We start from the raw sequence: 16852 nt of genomic DNA, 5'->3' as shown, positions 1-16852 counted from the left end.
TGGTGAAGGCGCCGGGAAAGCAGGGGCTCTACGATCCGCGCAACGAGAAGGACGCATGCGGCGTCGGCTTCATCGCCAACATCAAGGGCGAGAAGAGCAACGACATCGTTCGCGACGGCCTGCAGATCCTCGCCAATCTCGACCATCGCGGCGCGGTCGGCGCGGACCCCCTGATCGGCGACGGCGCGGGCTGCCTGATCCAGATTCCCGACGATCTTTTCCGCCACTGGGCCGAGGCCCAGGGCATCGCTCTCCCGGCCCCGGGCGACTATGCGGTCGCCATGTGCTTCCTGCCCCGCGATGCGGAGAGCCGGGAAGCGGCGATCGCCCGCCTCGAGCGCTACATCGAGATCGAGGGTCAGGTGCTCCTCGGCTGGCGAGACGTGCCGACCGACCCGAAGGGGATGAGCCCGACGATCGTGGCGGCGATGCCGGTCATCCGCCAGGCGATCGTCGCCCGCGGCCCTCGCGTGAGGGATCAGGACGCGTTCGAGCGCAAGCTGCTCACCATCCGAAAGCAGACCCAGAATCCGCTGTCCGAGCTCGCCGAGAAGCGAGATCTACCCGGCCTCGCCGATTTCTACATCCCGAGCTTCTCGAGCCGGACGATCATCTACAAGGGGCTGCTGCTCGCCACCCAGGTCGGCAGTTTCTACAAGGATCTCGTCAATCCGCTGACCAGATCGGCGCTGGCGCTCGTTCACCAGCGTTTCTCGACCAACACCTTCCCCTCGTGGAAGCTGGCCCATCCGTTCCGCTTCATCGCTCACAACGGCGAGATCAACACGGTGCGCGGCAATGTGAACTGGATGAACGCGCGCCGCCGCACGCTCGAATCGCCGCTGCTCGGCGCCGACCTCGACAAGATGTGGCCGCTGATCCCGCACGGCCAGTCGGACACCGCCAGCCTCGACAACGCCCTCGAGCTGCTCGTCGCCGGCGGCTATTCGCTTCCCCATGCGGTGATGATGCTGATCCCGGAAGCCTGGGCCGGCAATGCCCAGATGGATGCGCAGCGGCGCGCCTTCTACGAATATTATGCGGCTCTGATGGAGCCGTGGGACGGGCCCGCCGCCATCGCCTTCACCGACGGTCGCCAGATCGGCGCGACGCTCGACCGCAACGGCCTCCGCCCCGCGCGCTTCACCGTCACCGACGACGACCGGATCATCATGGCCTCGGAGAGCGGGGTGCTGCCGATCCCGGAAGAGAGGATCGCGCGCAAGTGGCGGCTCCAGCCCGGCCGCATGCTGCTGATCGATCTCGAGGAAGGCCGCATCGTCGAGGACGAGGAGATCAAGGCCCGGCTCGCCAAGGCACATCCGTATGGAGACTGGCTGCGCGAGACGCAGTTTCGGCTCGAGAACCTGCCCGCCAGCGAGGACGCACCGCCGCCCAGCCACGATTCCGACGAGCTCGCCCGACTGCAGAAGGCGTTCGGCTATAGCGAGGAGGATCTGAAGCTCTTCCTCGCGCCGATGGGGCGGCAGGGAGACGATCCGATCGGATCGATGGGCACCGATACGCCGATCGCCGTGCTGTCGCGACGGCCGAAGCTGCTCACCGAATATTTCAAGCAGAACTTCGCCCAGGTCACCAACCCGCCGATCGACCCGATCCGCGAGGCTATGGTGATGTCATTGGTCTCGATGATCGGCCCGCGGCCGAACCTGCTCGGCCACCATGCCGGCACCCACAAAAGGCTCGAGGTCTCGCAGCCTATCCTCGCCAACGAGGATCTGGAGAAGATCCGCTCGATCCGTGACGTGCTCGACGGCGCGTTCCGCACCCGCACGCTCGACGCCACCTGGCCCGAGGGCGGCACCGGCAAGGCGCTCGAGGCGGCGGTCCAGCGCCTCTGCTGGGAAGCGACCGAGGCGGTGCTGGCCGACATCAACGTGCTGATCCTGTCCGATCGCAGCGTGGGCCCGGACCGGGTGCCGATTCCGGCGGCGCTCGCCACCGGCGCGGTCCATCATCACCTGATCCGCCAGGGCCTGCGCATGCAGACCGGCCTGGTCGTCGAGACCGGCGAGGCCCGCGAGGTCCATCATTTCTGCGTCCTCGCCGGCTACGGCGCCGAAGCGATCAACCCCTATCTCGCGTTCGAGACGCTCGAGGCGCTGCGGGCGAAGGGCGAGGTGGCGCTGTCCGCCGAGGAGGTGCGCCGGAACTACGTCAAGGCGGCCGGCAAGGGCATGCTGAAGGTGATGTCCAAGATGGGCATCTCCACCTTCCAATCCTATTGCGGAGCCCAGATCTTCGACGCCGTGGGCCTGTCGAGCGCCTTCGTCGAGAAATACTTCACCGGGACCGCGACGATGATCGAGGGCGCCGGCATCGACGAGATCGCCGAGGAAGCCGCGCGGCGCCACCGCGAGGCCTTTGCCCGCCGCACAGCCGAGGCGCTGCCGATCGCGGGTACCTATACCTATCGGACCGGCGGCGAGGACCATGCCTGGACGCCGGAGAGCGTCGCCAACCTGCAGCATGCGGTCCGGGGCGAGATCCCGGAGAAGTACCGGGCGTTCGCCGCCGAGATCAACGCACAGAGCAAGCGGCTGCTGACCCTGCGCGGCCTGCTCGAGCTCAAGCCGGCCCAGGCGCCGGTGCCGCTCGAAGAAGTCCAGCCGGCGAGCGAGATCGTCAAGCGCTTCGCCACCGGCGCGATGAGCTTCGGCTCGATCAGCCGCGAGGCGCACACCACGCTGGCCGTCGCGATGAACCGGATCGGCGCGCGCTCCAACACCGGCGAGGGCGGCGAGGAACGGGACCGCTTCAAGCCGCTGCCGAACGGCGATTCGATGCGCTCCCGGATCAAGCAGATCGCCTCCGGTCGCTTCGGAGTGACCACCGAATATCTGGTCAATGCCGACGATCTGCAGATCAAGATCGCTCAGGGCGCAAAGCCCGGGGAGGGCGGCCAGCTGCCCGGCCACAAGGTCGATCGGCATATCGCCGCGGTCCGCCATTCGACGCCCGGCGTCGGGCTGATCTCGCCGCCGCCGCACCATGACATCTATTCGATCGAAGATCTGGCGCAGCTGATCCACGATCTGAAGAACGTCAACGAGCGGGCGCGAATCTCGGTCAAGCTGGTTTCCGAAGTCGGCGTCGGCACCGTCGCCGCCGGCGTCGCAAAGGCGATGGCGGATCACGTCACCATCTCCGGCTTCGAGGGCGGCACCGGCGCCTCGCCGCTGACCTCGCTGACCCATGCCGGCCTTCCCTGGGAGATCGGCCTGGCCGAGACCCAGCAGACCCTGGTGCTGAACGGGCTGCGCGGCCGCATCTCGGTCCAGGCCGACGGCGGGCTGCGCACCGGCCGGGACGTCGCCATCGCCGCGATCCTCGGCGCCGACGAGTTCGGCTTCGCCACCGCGCCGCTGATCGCCGCCGGCTGCATCATGATGCGCAAATGCCATCTCAACACCTGCCCGGTCGGCGTCGCTACTCAGGATCCGCTGCTGCGCAGGCGCTTCACCGGGCAGCCGGAGCACGTGATCAACTATTTCTTCTTCGTCGCCGAGGAGCTGCGCGAGATCATGGCCTCGCTCGGCGTTCGCCGGCTGGAGGAAATGATCGGCCGGCCCGAGCTGCTCGACGCCCGGCCCGCGCTCGAGCATTGGAAGGCGCAGGGCGTCGATCTTGCTCCGCTGCTCCACGTCCCCGCGGTCGATCCGCAGGCGGCGCGCTGGAACAGCGAATATCAGATGCACGGGCTCGACCGCGTTTTCGACCGCGACCTGATCGCGGCTGCCGCCCCGGCCCTCGAAAAGGGCGAGCCGGTGCTGATCGAGCGCGAGGTGCGCAACATCCATCGCAGCGTCGGCACGATGCTGTCCGGCGAGCTCGCCCGGCGTCTCGGCCACGAAGGCCTGGCGTCGGACACCATCACCATCCGTCTCACCGGCACCTGCGGCCAGAGCTTCGCCGCCTTCCTGGCTCATGGCATCACGCTGGAGCTGACCGGCGACGGCAACGATTATGTCGGCAAGGGTCTCTCCGGCGGCCGGATCGTCATCCGCCAGCCGGCGCAGGCGACCCGCGATGCCGCGAGCAACATCATCGTCGGCAACACCGTCCTCTACGGCGCGATTGCAGGCGAAGCCTATTTCAACGGCGTCGCCGGCGAGCGCTTCGCCGTCCGCAATTCCGGTGCCGTGGCGGTGGTGGAGGGCGCCGGCGACCACGCCTGCGAGTATATGACGGGGGGCATCGTCGCGATCCTAGGACCGGTCGGCCGCAACTTCGCGGCCGGCATGTCGGGCGGCATCGCCTATGTCTACGATCCCGACGGAACGCTCGAGGCGCAGTGCAACAAGGCCGGCGTGGAGTTGGAGCGCATCGCGCCCGCTGGCTCGTCCTACGGCGAAGGCGCGCCGCGCCAGCGAGCCGTCGACATACACGACAACGGCATGGGCCACCCTCTGCGCTACGATGCGGAGCGCCTGCGCATCCTGGTCGAGCGCCATCACCTCGCCACCGGCAGCGCTCGTGCACGTGCGCTGCTGGAAGACTGGCCGGCCGCGCTGGAGCGCTTCGTCAAGGTGGTGCCGAGCGAATATCGCCGCGCCCTCGCCGATCTCGAACTCGAAACCGCCGTCGCCGCGGAATAAGTGGAGCTACACGATGGGTAACCCGACCGGCTTCCTGGAAGTCGACCGCCGAGACCGCGGTGCCGTGCCGCCCGAGGAGCGGCTGAGGAACTTCGACGAATTCGTCGAGGAGCCGGGCAAGGACGTCGTCGCCAAGCAGGCGTCGCGCTGCATGGAGTGCGGAATCCCGTTTTGCCACGGCGGCTGCCCGGTCAACAACCTCATCCCCGACTGGAACGATCTCGTCTACAAGCAGGACTGGAAGGCCGCGATCGACCGGCTCCACCAGACCAACAACTTCCCGGAATTCACCGGCCGGATCTGCCCGGCGCCGTGCGAGGCGGCCTGTACGCTGAACCTCGTCGACGCACCGGTCACGATCAAGTCGATCGAGTGCGAGATCGCCGACAACGCCTGGCGCGAGGGCTGGGTCAAGCCGCAATCCGCGCGGCGCGGTACCGGCAAGCGCATCGCCATCGTCGGCTCCGGCCCTGCCGGGCTCGCCTGTGCCCAGCAGCTCGCCCGCGCCGGCCACGCCCCCACCGTGTTCGAGAAGAACGACCGGATCGGCGGCCTGCTCCGCTACGGCATTCCCGATTTCAAGCTCGACAAGAGCCATCTCGACCGGCGCATGCAGCAGATGGAGATCGAAGGCGTGATCTTCCGCTGCGGCATGAACGTCGGCGTCGACGTCTCGGTCGAGCGGCTGATGGACGATTACGACGTCCTCGTCCTTGCCGGCGGCGCCGAGCAGCCGCGCGACCTGCCGGTGCCGGGCCGCGACCTGGACGGGGTCCATTTCGCAATGGATTTCCTCACCCAGCAGAACAAGCGCAACGCCGGCGACGCGGAGGAGCGGGCGGCGCCGCAGGGGACGATCTCGGCCGCGGGCAAGCACGTCCTGGTCATCGGCGGCGGCGACACCGGATCCGACTGCATCGGCACCTCGAACCGGCAGGGCGCCCTTTCCGTCACCCAGTTCGAGATCATGCCGCAGCCGCCGCTGCGCGAGAACAAGGCGCTGACCTGGCCCCACTGGCCGCTCAAGCTGCGCACCTCCTCCAGCCAGGAGGAAGGGGCCGAGCGCGATTTCTCCGTCGTCACCACCGAATTCGTCGGCGAGGACGGCCGCGTGACCGGTGTGCGCTGCGCCCGCTCCGAAATGGTCCCTGGGCCGGATGGGCGGACGATCATCCAGCCGGTGCCCGGCAGCGAGTTCGAGATCAAGGCCGATCTCGTGCTGCTCGCGATGGGCTTCACCGGCGCGCGCAGGGAAGGGGTCGTCGCCGATTCCGGCGTCGATCTCGCCCCTTCGGGTGCGGTGCGGGCCGATTTCGGCGGCTTCCAGACTTCGACCCCGCGCATCTTCGCCTGCGGCGACATGCGCCGCGGGCAGTCGCTCGTCGTCTGGGCGATCCGCGAGGGCCGGGAATGCGCCGAAAGGGTCGACGCGTTCCTCTCCGCCGAGATCCAACGAGCGGCTTGAGACGTTCATGGGGCCGAGGAGACGCTGATTGAACGAGCACCGGCCGCTTCGCGAAGCTCCGCCGATCGAGCAGAACCCCGACATACGCTATCTCGGGAAGCTGCTCGGCGACGTCATTCGTGCATACGGCGGCGAGGTCCTGTTCGGGCGTATCGAGCATATCCGCTCCGCCTCGGTCGACCGCCACCGCGGTATCGCCCCGGGCGCGGATCTCGGGCTCGAGGATCTGAGCCTCGACGATACGCTCGCCTTCGTCCGCGGGTTCATGCTCTTCTCGATGCTCGCCAACCTTGCCGAGGATCGCCAGGGCATCACGCGCGAGCCCGGCGCCAGCGTCGAGGACGCGCTCGCCATCCTCAAACGCGAAGGGTTCGACGAGGCTGCCGTGGCGGCAATGCTCGAACGGGCGCTGATCGTCCCCGTGCTCACCGCCCATCCCACCGAGGTGCGGCGCAAGAGCATGATCGATCACCGCAACCGCATCGCCGAGCTGATGAGCGAGCGCGATGCCGGTCGACAGGAGACGCGGGACGGCGAGCTGGTGGAGGAGGCGCTGCTTCGCCAGATCGCCTTGCTCTGGCAGACGCGGCCGCTCCGCCGCGAGAAACTCTATGTCGCCGACGAGGTGGAAACCGCGCTCGCCTATCTGCGAGACGTCTTCGTGCCGGTGCTGCCGATGCTCTATGCGCGCTGGGAGCGCGTGCTCGGCAGCCGTCCGCCGAGCTTCCTGAAGCCCGGCAGCTGGATCGGCGGCGATCGCGACGGCAATCCGTTCGTCACCGCGGCATCTCTGCGCGATGCTCTTCGCCGCGCCTGCCAGACCGTGCTGGCTTATTATCTCGAGCAGGTTCACGCCCTCGGCGCCGAACTTTCGCTGTCGACCGAACTCGCCGAGGTCACGCCCGAGGTCGCCGCGCTGGCCAACGTCTCGCACGACCCGTCCGAGGCCCGGTCCGACGAACCCTATCGCCGCGCGCTTACCGGTATCTACGCCAGGCTTGCCGCGACCTATCGCAGCCTCGCCGGTCGGGAGCCGGTCCGCGCCGCGAGCGTCGCCGCGGAGCCCTATCGGCAGCCCGCTGAGCTCCGTCGCGATCTAGCCGCCATCGCCCATTCGCTCGAGCGTACCGGATCGGGCCTGTTCGCCGGCACCGGTGCCCTCGGGCGCCTGATCCGCGCCGTCGATACGTTCGGCTTTCACCTGGCCACGCTCGACCTTCGTCAGAACTCCGACGTTCACGAGCGGGTCGTCGCCGAATTGCTTCGCGTCGCCGGTGTCGAGTCCGATTATCTTGCTCTTGGCGAAATCGAGCGCGTCGCGCTGCTTCGCCACGAGCTTGCCGGCGGCCGGCTGCTCGCCAACCCCTTCGCGGATTATTCGGACGAGACGCGGTCGGAACTGGACATCGTCCGCGCCGCGGCCGAGGCGCACCAGCTCTACGGCCCTGCGGCGATTACGGCCTACATCATCTCCAAGGCGGACAGCGTCTCGGATCTCCTGGAGGTCAACATCCTCCTCAAGGAAGCCGGTCTGTGGCATCCGGGCGATCCCGCGCAAGCCGACATCATGGCGGTGCCGCTGTTCGAGACGATCGGCGATCTCGAGCGAGGCCCTGGTGTCATGGCCGAATGGCTCGCCTTGCCCGAGGTGGCCGGCGCGACCGCCGCGCGCGGCCATCAGGAGACGATGCTCGGCTATTCCGATTCCAACAAGGACGGCGGCTATCTCACCTCCGTCTGGTCGCTGCACCAGGCGAGCCGGGCGCTTGCCGGGGTGTTCGAGGAGGCGGGCGCCGCGATGCAGCTGTTCCACGGCCGCGGCGGCGCGGTGGGGCGCGGCGGCGGCTCGAGCTTCTCGGCGATCCGCGCGCAGCCGAACGGCACGGTCCGCGGCCGAATCAGGATCACCGAGCAGGGCGAGGTGATCGCCGCCAAATACGGTACGCGCGACAGCGCGGCAGCCAATCTCGAGGCGATCGCCTCCGCGACGATCCTCGCCAGCCTGGAGAAGAGGTCCGAGCGCCGCCGCGAGACCTTCTACAAGGCGATGGCGGAGATCTCCGGCGCGGCCTTTCGCAGCTATCGCGGCCTCGTCTACGAGACGGCGGGATTCCCCGATTTCTTCCGGCAAATGACTCCGATCGGCGAGATCGCCGGTCTGAAGATCGGCTCGCGCCCGGCCAGCCGGACCACCTCCGGTCGGATCGAGGACCTGCGCGCGATTCCCTGGGTGTTCAGCTGGGCCCAGGCGCGGGTCATGCTCCCGGGCTGGTACGGCACCGGCGAGGCGCTGAGCGGCTTCGCCGACGTCGAGCTGCTGCGCGAGATGAACGAGCATTGGCCGTTCTTCCGGACGACGCTGGAGAATCTCGAGATGGTGCTCGCCAAGTCCGACATGTCGATCGCCGCGCATTACTCGGCGCTTGTGCGGGACGACGCGCTGCGCGCCGGCATCTTCGGCCGCATCCGCGACGGCTGGCAGCGGACGCACGACTGCCTGCTGTCGATCACCGGCCAGTCGCGCCTGCTCGAGAGGAAGCCCGCGCTGGACGCGTCGATCCGGCTCCGCCTGCCTTATATCGAGCCGCTGAACCTGCTCCAGATCGAGCTCCTGAAGCGACATCGTGCGGGGGAGAGCGATCCCCGGATCCGCGAGGGGATCGAGCTGTCGATCAACGCCGTCGCGACGGCGCTGCGCAACTCCGGCTGAGGTGCGGCCGGGGGCCGGCCCAATCCCTTGCCGCCGTGAAGTTTTTCTAGTCTTGCCCGACGATCGCGGCTAATCCCCGGCAGGGGGGAATAGGGCATGAGGTCTTCGGCCGCTAAGGCGATCGCGCTAATCGTCTCGCTTCATGCGGGTGCCCCCGTCCTTGCGCAGTCGCCGCGACCGCCGGCCACGCTTCCCGGGCCGACCAGCGATCCGCTGGCGATCGATCCCGCCCAGGATCCGATCCTGCAGATGGCGCAAAGCCAGGCCCCCGAGGCCGAGTTCCGGTCGGTGATCGGCGCTGCGGTCGCGCGCCACCCGGGAACGCTGGAGAATCGCGCGCTGAGCGCCGAGGCGCGGGCACTCTATGCCGAGGCCGAGGAACGCCGGCTGCCGTCGATCGACGTCAGCGTGTCCTCCTACAAGGTGATCGCACGCGACTTTTCCAACGACCCAAGCAACATCATCGAACGCTCGCGCCCGGACCAGCGCACCGACGCCATCCTCAACGTCTCGCAGACACTGTTCGATTTCGGCGCCAGCGGCGCGCGGGTTGCAGCAGCGGGCGCCCGGCTGCGCAGCGCCGCGGCCGAAGCCGAGGCCGGTGCCGACCGTATCGCTCTGGCCGCCGTCGGGGCCTGGTACGACGTGTTCGCGGCCCGCGCGGTGGTCGCCGTCACCCATGGCTTCATCGCCAATCAGGAGGAGCTTCGCGACGCCGTCGCGGAGCGGATCCGCCAGGGCGTTTCCGCGCCCGGAGATACCGCCCGGGTCGAGAGCTACCTCGCTTCGGCGCAGACCCGCCAGGCTCGGTTTCGCCGGCTGCTCGCCAATGCCGAGGCGCGCTATACCGAGCTGACCGGCGCGCCGCCGCCGCCCGATCTCGAGCGGGCGCCCGTGGCCCAGCTGCCGGCGATGACGCGCGACGCGGCCGCCCTCGCCGCGCTCAGCACCCCGGCGGCCCGCGCCGCCCAGGCGGCGGCCGACGCTTCGCGCAAGGAGGCCAAAGCGGTGAAGGCGGACCGGATGCCGCAGATCAGCGCAGGCATCGACGCCGGTCGCTACGGCGTGTTCGAGAACGATCGCGATTACGATATCCGCGGCCGCGTCACGATGCGCCAGCGGCTGTTCGGCGGCACCGAGGCGCGCGTCGCCCAGGCCGAGGCGCGGGTCGAGCAGGCCGATGCCCGCGCCAGCCGCGTCCGCGAGGAGGCCGCGCGCGACGCGTCGATCGCCTGGTCCGATGTCGAGGCGCTGCGTGAGCAATTGCAGGCCCTGGAGGCGAGCTACATCGCCAGCCGCCGCTCGCGCGACGTCCTGCTCGAGCGGTTCATCAACTCGCGTGGAGACCTGTTCGACGTCGTCCAGGCGGAGGACGCCTATTTCGAGACGGCGACCGCATTCATCCAGGCGCTGAGCGAGCTCGACGCGGCCCGCTACGTGCTGCTTTCCAGGACCGGCGGGCTGCTCGACGCGCTCGCCATCGATCCCGCGACCGTGGGAGGACAGAAGTGAACAACGATCTCCACATCGCCGCTCCAAAGCCGCGGTTCGCGCCCTGGCTCATGGAGCCGATGCGCCGCAACCGCAGCACCTACATGAAGGTCGCCCTGGCCGCGGTGATGATCAACATCTTCGGCCTGGTGACGGCGCTGTTCAGCATGACCGTCTACGATCGGGTGCTGCCCAACAACGCCACCTCATCGCTGATCGGCCTCACCATAGGCCTCGCCATCGTCGTCATCTTCGATTTCATGCTGAAGCTGCTGCGCGCCTATTTCGTCGACATGGCCGGTGCCGCGATCGACAAGGAGGTTGGCGAGACCCTGTTCCACCGCCTGCTCAATCTGCGGCTCGACCTCAAGAAGGGGTCGACCGGCGCGCTCACCGGGCTGATGCGCGAGCTCGAGGCGCTCCGGGAGTTCTTCGCCTCGGCGACGCTCACCGCGGTGGTCGATCTTCCGTTCATCCTGCTCACCCTGCTCGTCGTCTGGGTCATTGGCGGATCGGTCGTGCTCGTGCCGCTGCTCGCCATCCCGATCGTGATCGGCGTCGGCCTGCTCACCCAGCCGGCCATGGACCGTCTCTCTTCGCGCGCGATGGGCGAGGGACTGGCCAAGCAGTCGGTGCTGGTCGAGACGATCGGCGGACTCGAGACGGTGAAGGCGTCGGGCGCCGGCGCGCTGCTCTCCAACCGTTGGTCGCGCGCCCAGGTCCAGCATTCGGACAGCTCGATGCGCCAGCGGCTGATCGCCAGCATCGGCATCACCACCGCCACGACCGCCGGCACTGTCTCCTACGCCGGCGTCGTCATCGTCGGCGTCGAGAAGATCGCCGCGCTCGAAATGACGATGGGCGGGCTGATCGCCTGCTCGATCCTCGCTGGCCGCGCGGTCGCCCCGCTCGCCCAGATCTCGCAATTGCTCTCGCGCATCACCTCCACCCGGACCGCCTATCGCCAGCTCAACGAGCTGATGGCGATGCCGCCGGAAGGGCCGCAGGGCGAGGCGCTGAAGCTGCGCGACCTCAAGGGTCGGATCGAGTTCCGCAACGTCAGCTTCCGCTATCCCGGCGCGCCCGAGAAGGCGCTCGACGAGGTCAGCTTCACCATCGAGCCGGGCGAGCACGTCGCGCTGCTCGGACGGGTCGGTTCCGGCAAATCGACGATCGCCCGTCTCGTCCTCGGTCTCTATCCGCCCGAGGACGGGCTGGTGATGATCGACGGCAGCGACATACGCCAGCTCGATCCTCTCGATTTGCGGGCGAACATCGGTGTGGCGCTCCAGGAAAGCGTGCTCCTCACCGGCTCGGTGCGGGAGAACATCGTGCTCGGCCGTGAAGGCGTCGATGATGCCGAGATGCTCCGCGCCTCGGAGCTCTCCGGCACCCACAGCTTCATGGGGCAGATCGCCAACGGCTACGATCTGCGCCTCGCCGATCGCGGCGAGGGGCTGTCCGGCGGCCAGCGCCAGTCGATCGCCATCGCCCGCGCCCTCGCCGGCCGCCCGTCGATCGTCGTCTTCGACGAGCCGTCGAGCGCCATGGACGCCCAGACCGAGACGGCGCTGATCCAGCGCCTCGAGACCGAGCTCGCCGGGCGGACGACGCTGCTGATCACGCACCGTCCGCCGCTGCTGCAGCTGGTCAGCCGCATCATCCTGATCGAGAAGGGCCGGGTGGCGGCGGACGGACCGCGCGACGACGTGCTCAAGCAGATCACCCGACCGAAGGCGGCCTGACATGAACGAGATGCGCCACCTCGAGGATTATGCGGACCGCCTGCGGCCGCGTACCGCCTCGAACATCCTGCTCTGGGCGATCCTCGCCTTCGTCCTGATCTTCGTGATCTGGGCGGCGTTCACCGAGCTCGATCGCACCGTTCGCGGCTCCGGCCGCGTCATCGCCTCTTCCCAGCTCCAGACCGTCTCGAACCTGGAGGGCGGCGTGGTCGAGGCGATCCTCGTCCGCACCGGCCAGCAGGTGAAGGCGGGGCAGGAGCTGATCCGCCTCGATCAGACCCAGACCGGCTCGGAACTCGGCAGCGGCGAAGCCTCGGCCAATGCGCTGGCGGTGAAGATCGCCCGTCTGCAGGCGGAAGTCGCCGGGCGCGAGCCCGCGTACCCGCCGGCCCGCGATGCGGTCACCCAGAACCAGATCACCATCGAGCGCGCGCTCCACGCCTCGCGCATGGCGGAGCTGGCGAGCGTCGTGAACGCCGGCAACGCCCGCATCCAGCAGGCGCAGCGTGCCGTGCAGGAAGCGGAGGCGACCTACGCCGCCCGCGTCGCGGCCCGCGACGCGCGCGCCGGTGAGGTTCGCATCCTGCGGCCGCTGGTCGAGCGAGGCATCGAGCCGCGCCTGTCGCTGATGCAGGCGGAGAGCAATTATGCCGTGGCGCAGAGCGAGGCTTCGGCCTCCGCCGCCACCATCTCCCGCGCCCGTGCCGCGGTCAGCGAGGCGGTCTCCGCGCTGAACCAGCAGCGCCAGGATTGGCGCGCCCTCGCCGGCAACGAGCTCGCCACGGCCCAGGCCGAGCTCTCGGCCCGCCGCTCCACCTTGCCGGCGCTGGCCGAGCGGGTCGCGCGGACCACGGTGAAGGCGCCGCTTCCCGGCCGGGTCAACCGCGTGCTGGTGACGACGGTCGGCGCCGCCGTGGCGCCCGGTGCTCCGCTGGTCGAGATCGTCCCCTCCGAGGAGAGCCTGCTGGTCGAGGCGCACGTGCGGCCGCAGGACATCGCCTTCGTCAAGATCGGCCAGAAGGCGAAGGTGGACATCACCGCCTACGATCCCTCGGTTTACGGGTCGCTCAGCGGCGTCGTCGTGGCGATCTCGCCCGATGCCGTGCTGAACGAGCGGACCGGCGAGACCTTCTACACCGTCCAGGTCCGCACCACGGCCAATGCGCTCAAGGATCGCAGCGGCCGATCGCTGCCGATCGGCACGGGCATGGTCTCGAACGTCAGCCTGCTCGGCGACAAGCGCACCGTGCTCCAGTACATCCTGACGCCGATCACCCGCCTGACCGAGACCGCGTTCCGCGAGTAGGCTGCCGATAGGCGCCTGCAGGGAAAGAGAGGCGAGGCCGGAAGGACACCCGCGCGGTTGCGATTCGCGCGGTGAGGGTTCATGAGGTCTCATGCTTTCTCAACGGACGCGGTATACAATTCGCGCTTTGCTTCACCTGGCAGACCGGACCGGTGCCGGACCGGTGCAGCTCAGCGAGATTGCCGAGGCGCAGAACATTCCGCCGAAGTTCCTGACGGTGATGCTCTCGCAGATGATCCGCGAGGGGCTCGTCGCCAGCCGTCGCGGCCGAGAAGGCGGCTATTGGCTGGCCCGCCCAGCCTCCGACATCAGCTATGGCGAAATCGTCCGCCTCACGCGCGGCTCGCTCGGCTTGCTGCCGTGCGCCAGCCGCCTCGCTTATGAACCGTGCAAGAATTGCGTGACCGAGGACAAATGCCGGCTGCATCGCGTGATGCTGATGGTCCGCGACGAGACGGCGCGGATCCTCGACGGGCTCACCCTTGCCGACGCCATTCCCGCAGATCAGTTCGCCGACGATCCGGCGCAGCGGGACGAGACGCTTTCGATGGCGAGCGAGGCCGGCTGAGCCGGCTGCTCAGACGATGATCCGGAACAGCGCCCCGCCGCTCGGGCTGGTATCGAGCCCGATCGATCCGCGGTGGGCGAGCACCACCTGACGCGCCAGGCTCAGCCCCACGCCGGTGCCTTTCGCCTTGGTGGTGAAGAAGGGCAGGAAGACGTCCTGCGCCAGGCTGTCGGGGACACCCGGTCCATTGTCGCCGACTTCGATCTGCACCCGCCCGCCCGGGATGAGCGAGAAGGAAAGGTCGACGTGCGGGCTGTCGCTGTGGCCGCGCGCGGCTTCGGCGGCGTTGCGCAGCAGGTTGATCAGCACCTGGCACATCAGGTCCGGATCGACGTCGATGCTGAGCGTCTCCGGCGAGACCGAGAGGCTGAGGCGAACGCCTTGCGAGACGTCGCCGGCGCGGAACAGGGCCTCCAGCTCCCGCGCCCAGGGCGCCGCGGCGAACAGCCTGCGGCGCACTTCCGGAGTGCGGCTGATCTGCCGGTAGCTCTCCACGAAGTGCATCACGCCGTCGGCCCGGCGCGCCAGCGTCTCGACCGCGGCGCGCGCGTCGGAAATCGCGGGATCGCTCCCTGTATCGATCTCGGCGATCAGATCGGCGGCCGTCCGGGCCAGAGAGGTCACGGGGGTGATCGAGTTCATGATCTCATGGGTGAGCACCCGCACGAGGTCCGACTGGGCGGCGATCTCGACGGCGTTGAGCTCCCCCTGGATCGGCTGGACGGCGATGACTCGTACGGTGCCGCCCAGACGGTGGACCAGAGCGGCGCTGAGCATCGCGGTCTGCGGCATCGCGTCGAGCATCAGCGGTACCAGCCGCGGGCGGCCGATCGCGTCGTCGATCAGGGCTTGGGCAAAGGTCTCGCCATAAGCGGCGAAATCCTCGAGCCGGACTCCGTGGTGCCGGATGAACAAGCGGCGGGCGGCCTTGTTGGCCAGCTCGATCCGGCCTTCGGAATCGACGGTGAGCAGGGCGGTGGGGGCATCGTCGAGCACCGCCTCGTAGAAGCGGCTGGCGTCCCAATGGCGGTGCCTCTCCTCCCGCAGCCGCCGGATACCCTGTTCGAGTGCCTCGCCGACCTCGGTGAAGCCGCTGCCGCCGGTGCGCTGGGAAAAGCTCTGCGAAAGGTCGCCGAGGCGCACGGCCTCGAGGTAGCGGGCGAGCTCCAGGTTGGTGCGCTGGATGTAGCGCCACAACGCCCACAATGCCCAGGCGCAAAGCCCGCCGGCGAGCAGCCGCGCCGCGCCGAATCCGGGCATGGCAATCGTCGCCACGAAGGCGAAGGCCGTGGCGAGCAAGAGCAGGGCCCGCCATGCCAGCCCGGCGAGGAAGCGCGCCTTAAACGCCATCGCGCCGCATGCCGGTGGGACTCCCTCCGCCTTTACGGGGGAGGGGAGGGGGCATCGGCGGCCGGCTCTCTCCCACTCTACAGCCCATGCTTGTCCATGCGGCGATAGAGCGAGGCGCGGGTGAGGCCGAGCTCGGCGGCGGCGAGCGAGATGTTGTAGGCGTGCTTCTTCAGCGCCTGCTCGACCATCTGCTTTTCGGCGCGCTCTAGGTTGAGGTCGGCGCCGAGCGCTGGCGGCGCGGCGACCGCGGCGCGCGGCGCCGGCGAGCGGGAAAGCGAGAAATCCTCGACCGTGAAGACCTCGTCGGCGGCCAGGATCACCGCCCGTTCGGCGGCGTGGCGGAGCGCGCGGACGTTGCCCGGCCAGTCATAGGCCTGGAGCGCCGCCATCACGTCGGGCGGAAGCAACCGCACCGGCTTGCCGTACTTCCTGGAGAACAGCGCGACATAATGCTCGATCAGCGCCGGTACGTCCTCGCGGCGCTCGCGAAGCGGCGGCAGCTCGATCTCGACCGTGTTCAGGCGGAACAGCAGGTCGGGCCTGAACAGGCCCTCGTCGGCCAGCCGCTCCGGCGGCAGGTTGGTCGCAGCGATGACCCTGACGTCGATCGGCACCGGCCGGTTGGCGCCGACCGGCACCACCTGGCGCTGCTCGAGCGCGGTCAGCAGCTTGGGCTGGAGGTGAAGCGGCAGGTTGCCGACTTCGTCCAGGAACAAGGTGCCGCCGTCCGCTGCCTGCAGCCGGCCCACCCGGTCGCCGCGGGCGTCGGTGAAGGCGCCCTTCACATGGCCGAACAGCTCGGATTCGAACAGGTTCTCGGCCACCGCGCCGAGATCGACCGAGACCATGACATTGTCGGCGCGGCGCGAGCGGCGATGGAGCTCGCGCGCGACGAGCTCCTTGCCGGTGCCATTCTCGCCGAGGATCAGCACGTTCGCCTCGGTCGGGCCGGCCCGCTCGATCAACGAGAAGACGCGGCGCATCGCGCCGCTGTGGCCGAGCAAAGGGGTCTCCGCCCCGGCGGCAGGCGCGGCGATGGCGACGGCACGCTTGCGCTCCCGCGCGACGGCCTGCCGGGAGCTGCGCAGCGACGCCGCCGTCCGAACGGTGGCGAGCAGCCGCTCGTTCGCCCAGGGTTTGGAGACGAAGTCCGTCGCGCCCCGCTTCATCGCCTCCACGGCAATGTTCACGCCCCCATGGGCGGTGATCATCACCACCACCGCCTGGGGGTCCTTCTTCAGGATCTCGCCCAGCCAGTGGAACCCTTCCGCCGCATTGGTCGCGCCGCGGCCGAAATTGGCGTCGAGCAGGATCGCGTCGGCGCCCTCGCCGTCGATCGAGGGCAACGCCTCTTCTGGACTCTGAAAGGTCGCGACCTCATGGAAAAGATCGCGCAGCAGCAGCCGTGCGGACAACAGGATGTCCGGATCGTCGTCGATCACGACGCACCGCGCGAATGGCTTCCCCTCCCGTACCACGTTCCGACTCCTATCCTCTGAACGAAATCGGACAAACAATAATCGTGCCACTTGCGTCCGTCGGCGAACACGAAGCGTCCGCGGGCGGTCATTTCTGTGCGATAACGAACAATCGGTCAC

General features: G+C 68.8%; 9 protein-coding genes. 7 read left to right on the top strand and 2 right to left on the bottom strand.

Features of this window, described 5'->3' with window-relative positions; all coding sequences use genetic code 11:
- Positions 1-2: 2 nt before the first annotated feature.
- The 7 genes from gltB to E2493_RS04340 all read left to right on the top strand — a co-directional run bounded on the left by gltB (position 3) and on the right by E2493_RS04340 (position 13904).
- Entirely contained in the window at positions 3-4619 is a 4617-nt protein-coding gene (gltB, locus tag E2493_RS04370) for a glutamate synthase large subunit (protein WP_404828292.1), read from the top strand.
- Between the two features lie 13 nt (positions 4620-4632).
- A complete protein-coding gene (locus tag E2493_RS04365; RefSeq protein WP_135084094.1) occupies positions 4633-6084 on the top strand; it encodes a glutamate synthase subunit beta in 1452 nt (483 codons plus the stop codon).
- Positions 6085-6112: 28 nt separating this feature from the next.
- Positions 6113-8794 (top strand): phosphoenolpyruvate carboxylase, encoded by a 2682-nt coding sequence (gene ppc / locus E2493_RS04360; RefSeq protein ID WP_135084092.1) that lies wholly within the window; start codon positions 6113-6115, stop codon positions 8792-8794.
- 96 nt (positions 8795-8890) lie between these two features.
- Positions 8891-10306: a TolC family protein gene (locus E2493_RS04355; protein WP_135084090.1), complete on the top strand. Its 1416-nt coding sequence runs from the start codon at positions 8891-8893 to the stop codon at positions 10304-10306.
- Entirely contained in the window at positions 10303-12030 is a 1728-nt protein-coding gene (locus tag E2493_RS04350) for a type I secretion system permease/ATPase (RefSeq protein ID WP_225421141.1), read from the top strand. Before E2493_RS04355 ends, E2493_RS04350 begins: the two co-directional genes overlap by 4 nt.
- Position 12031: 1 nt before the next feature.
- Positions 12032-13336, top strand: coding sequence for an HlyD family type I secretion periplasmic adaptor subunit (locus tag E2493_RS04345; RefSeq protein WP_225421140.1), 1305 nt, complete (start codon positions 12032-12034; stop codon positions 13334-13336).
- Positions 13337-13427: 91 nt separating this feature from the next.
- A complete protein-coding gene (locus E2493_RS04340) occupies positions 13428-13904 on the top strand; it encodes an RrF2 family transcriptional regulator (RefSeq protein WP_135084088.1) in 477 nt (158 codons plus the stop codon).
- Between the two features lie 9 nt (positions 13905-13913).
- On the opposite strand, the gene E2493_RS04335 is transcribed toward E2493_RS04340, so the two are convergent.
- Positions 13914-15254: a sensor histidine kinase gene (locus E2493_RS04335; protein WP_135084086.1), complete on the bottom strand. Its 1341-nt coding sequence runs from the start codon at positions 15252-15254 to the stop codon at positions 13914-13916.
- 77 nt (positions 15255-15331) lie between these two features.
- Complete coding sequence (locus E2493_RS04330) at positions 15332-16732, bottom strand: sigma-54-dependent transcriptional regulator (protein ID WP_225421139.1); 1401 nt, start codon at positions 16730-16732, stop codon at positions 15332-15334.
- Between the last annotated feature and the right edge of the window lie 120 nt (positions 16733-16852).

Source organism: Sphingomonas parva (ex Maeng et al. 2020) (assembly GCF_004564275.1).
Lineage (GTDB): Bacteria > Pseudomonadota > Alphaproteobacteria > Sphingomonadales > Sphingomonadaceae > Allosphingosinicella > Allosphingosinicella parva.
This window is presented reverse-complemented; position numbering and strand designations above follow the sequence as displayed.

Bases quoted from the DNA above. Each gene is read 5' to 3' on its own strand.
- E2493_RS04365 (WP_135084094.1), top strand. From the start codon at position 4,633: ATGGGTAACCCGACCGGCTTCCTGGAAGTCGACCGCCGAGACCGCGGT.
- E2493_RS04355 (WP_135084090.1), top strand. From the start codon at position 8,891: ATGAGGTCTTCGGCCGCTAAGGCGATCGCGCTAATCGTCTCGCTTCAT.
- E2493_RS04345 (WP_225421140.1), top strand. From the start codon at position 12,032: ATGAACGAGATGCGCCACCTCGAGGATTATGCGGACCGCCTGCGGCCG.
- E2493_RS04340 (WP_135084088.1), top strand. From the start codon at position 13,428: ATGCTTTCTCAACGGACGCGGTATACAATTCGCGCTTTGCTTCACCTG.
- E2493_RS04335 (WP_135084086.1), bottom strand. From the start codon at position 15,254: ATGGCGTTTAAGGCGCGCTTCCTCGCCGGGCTGGCATGGCGGGCCCTG.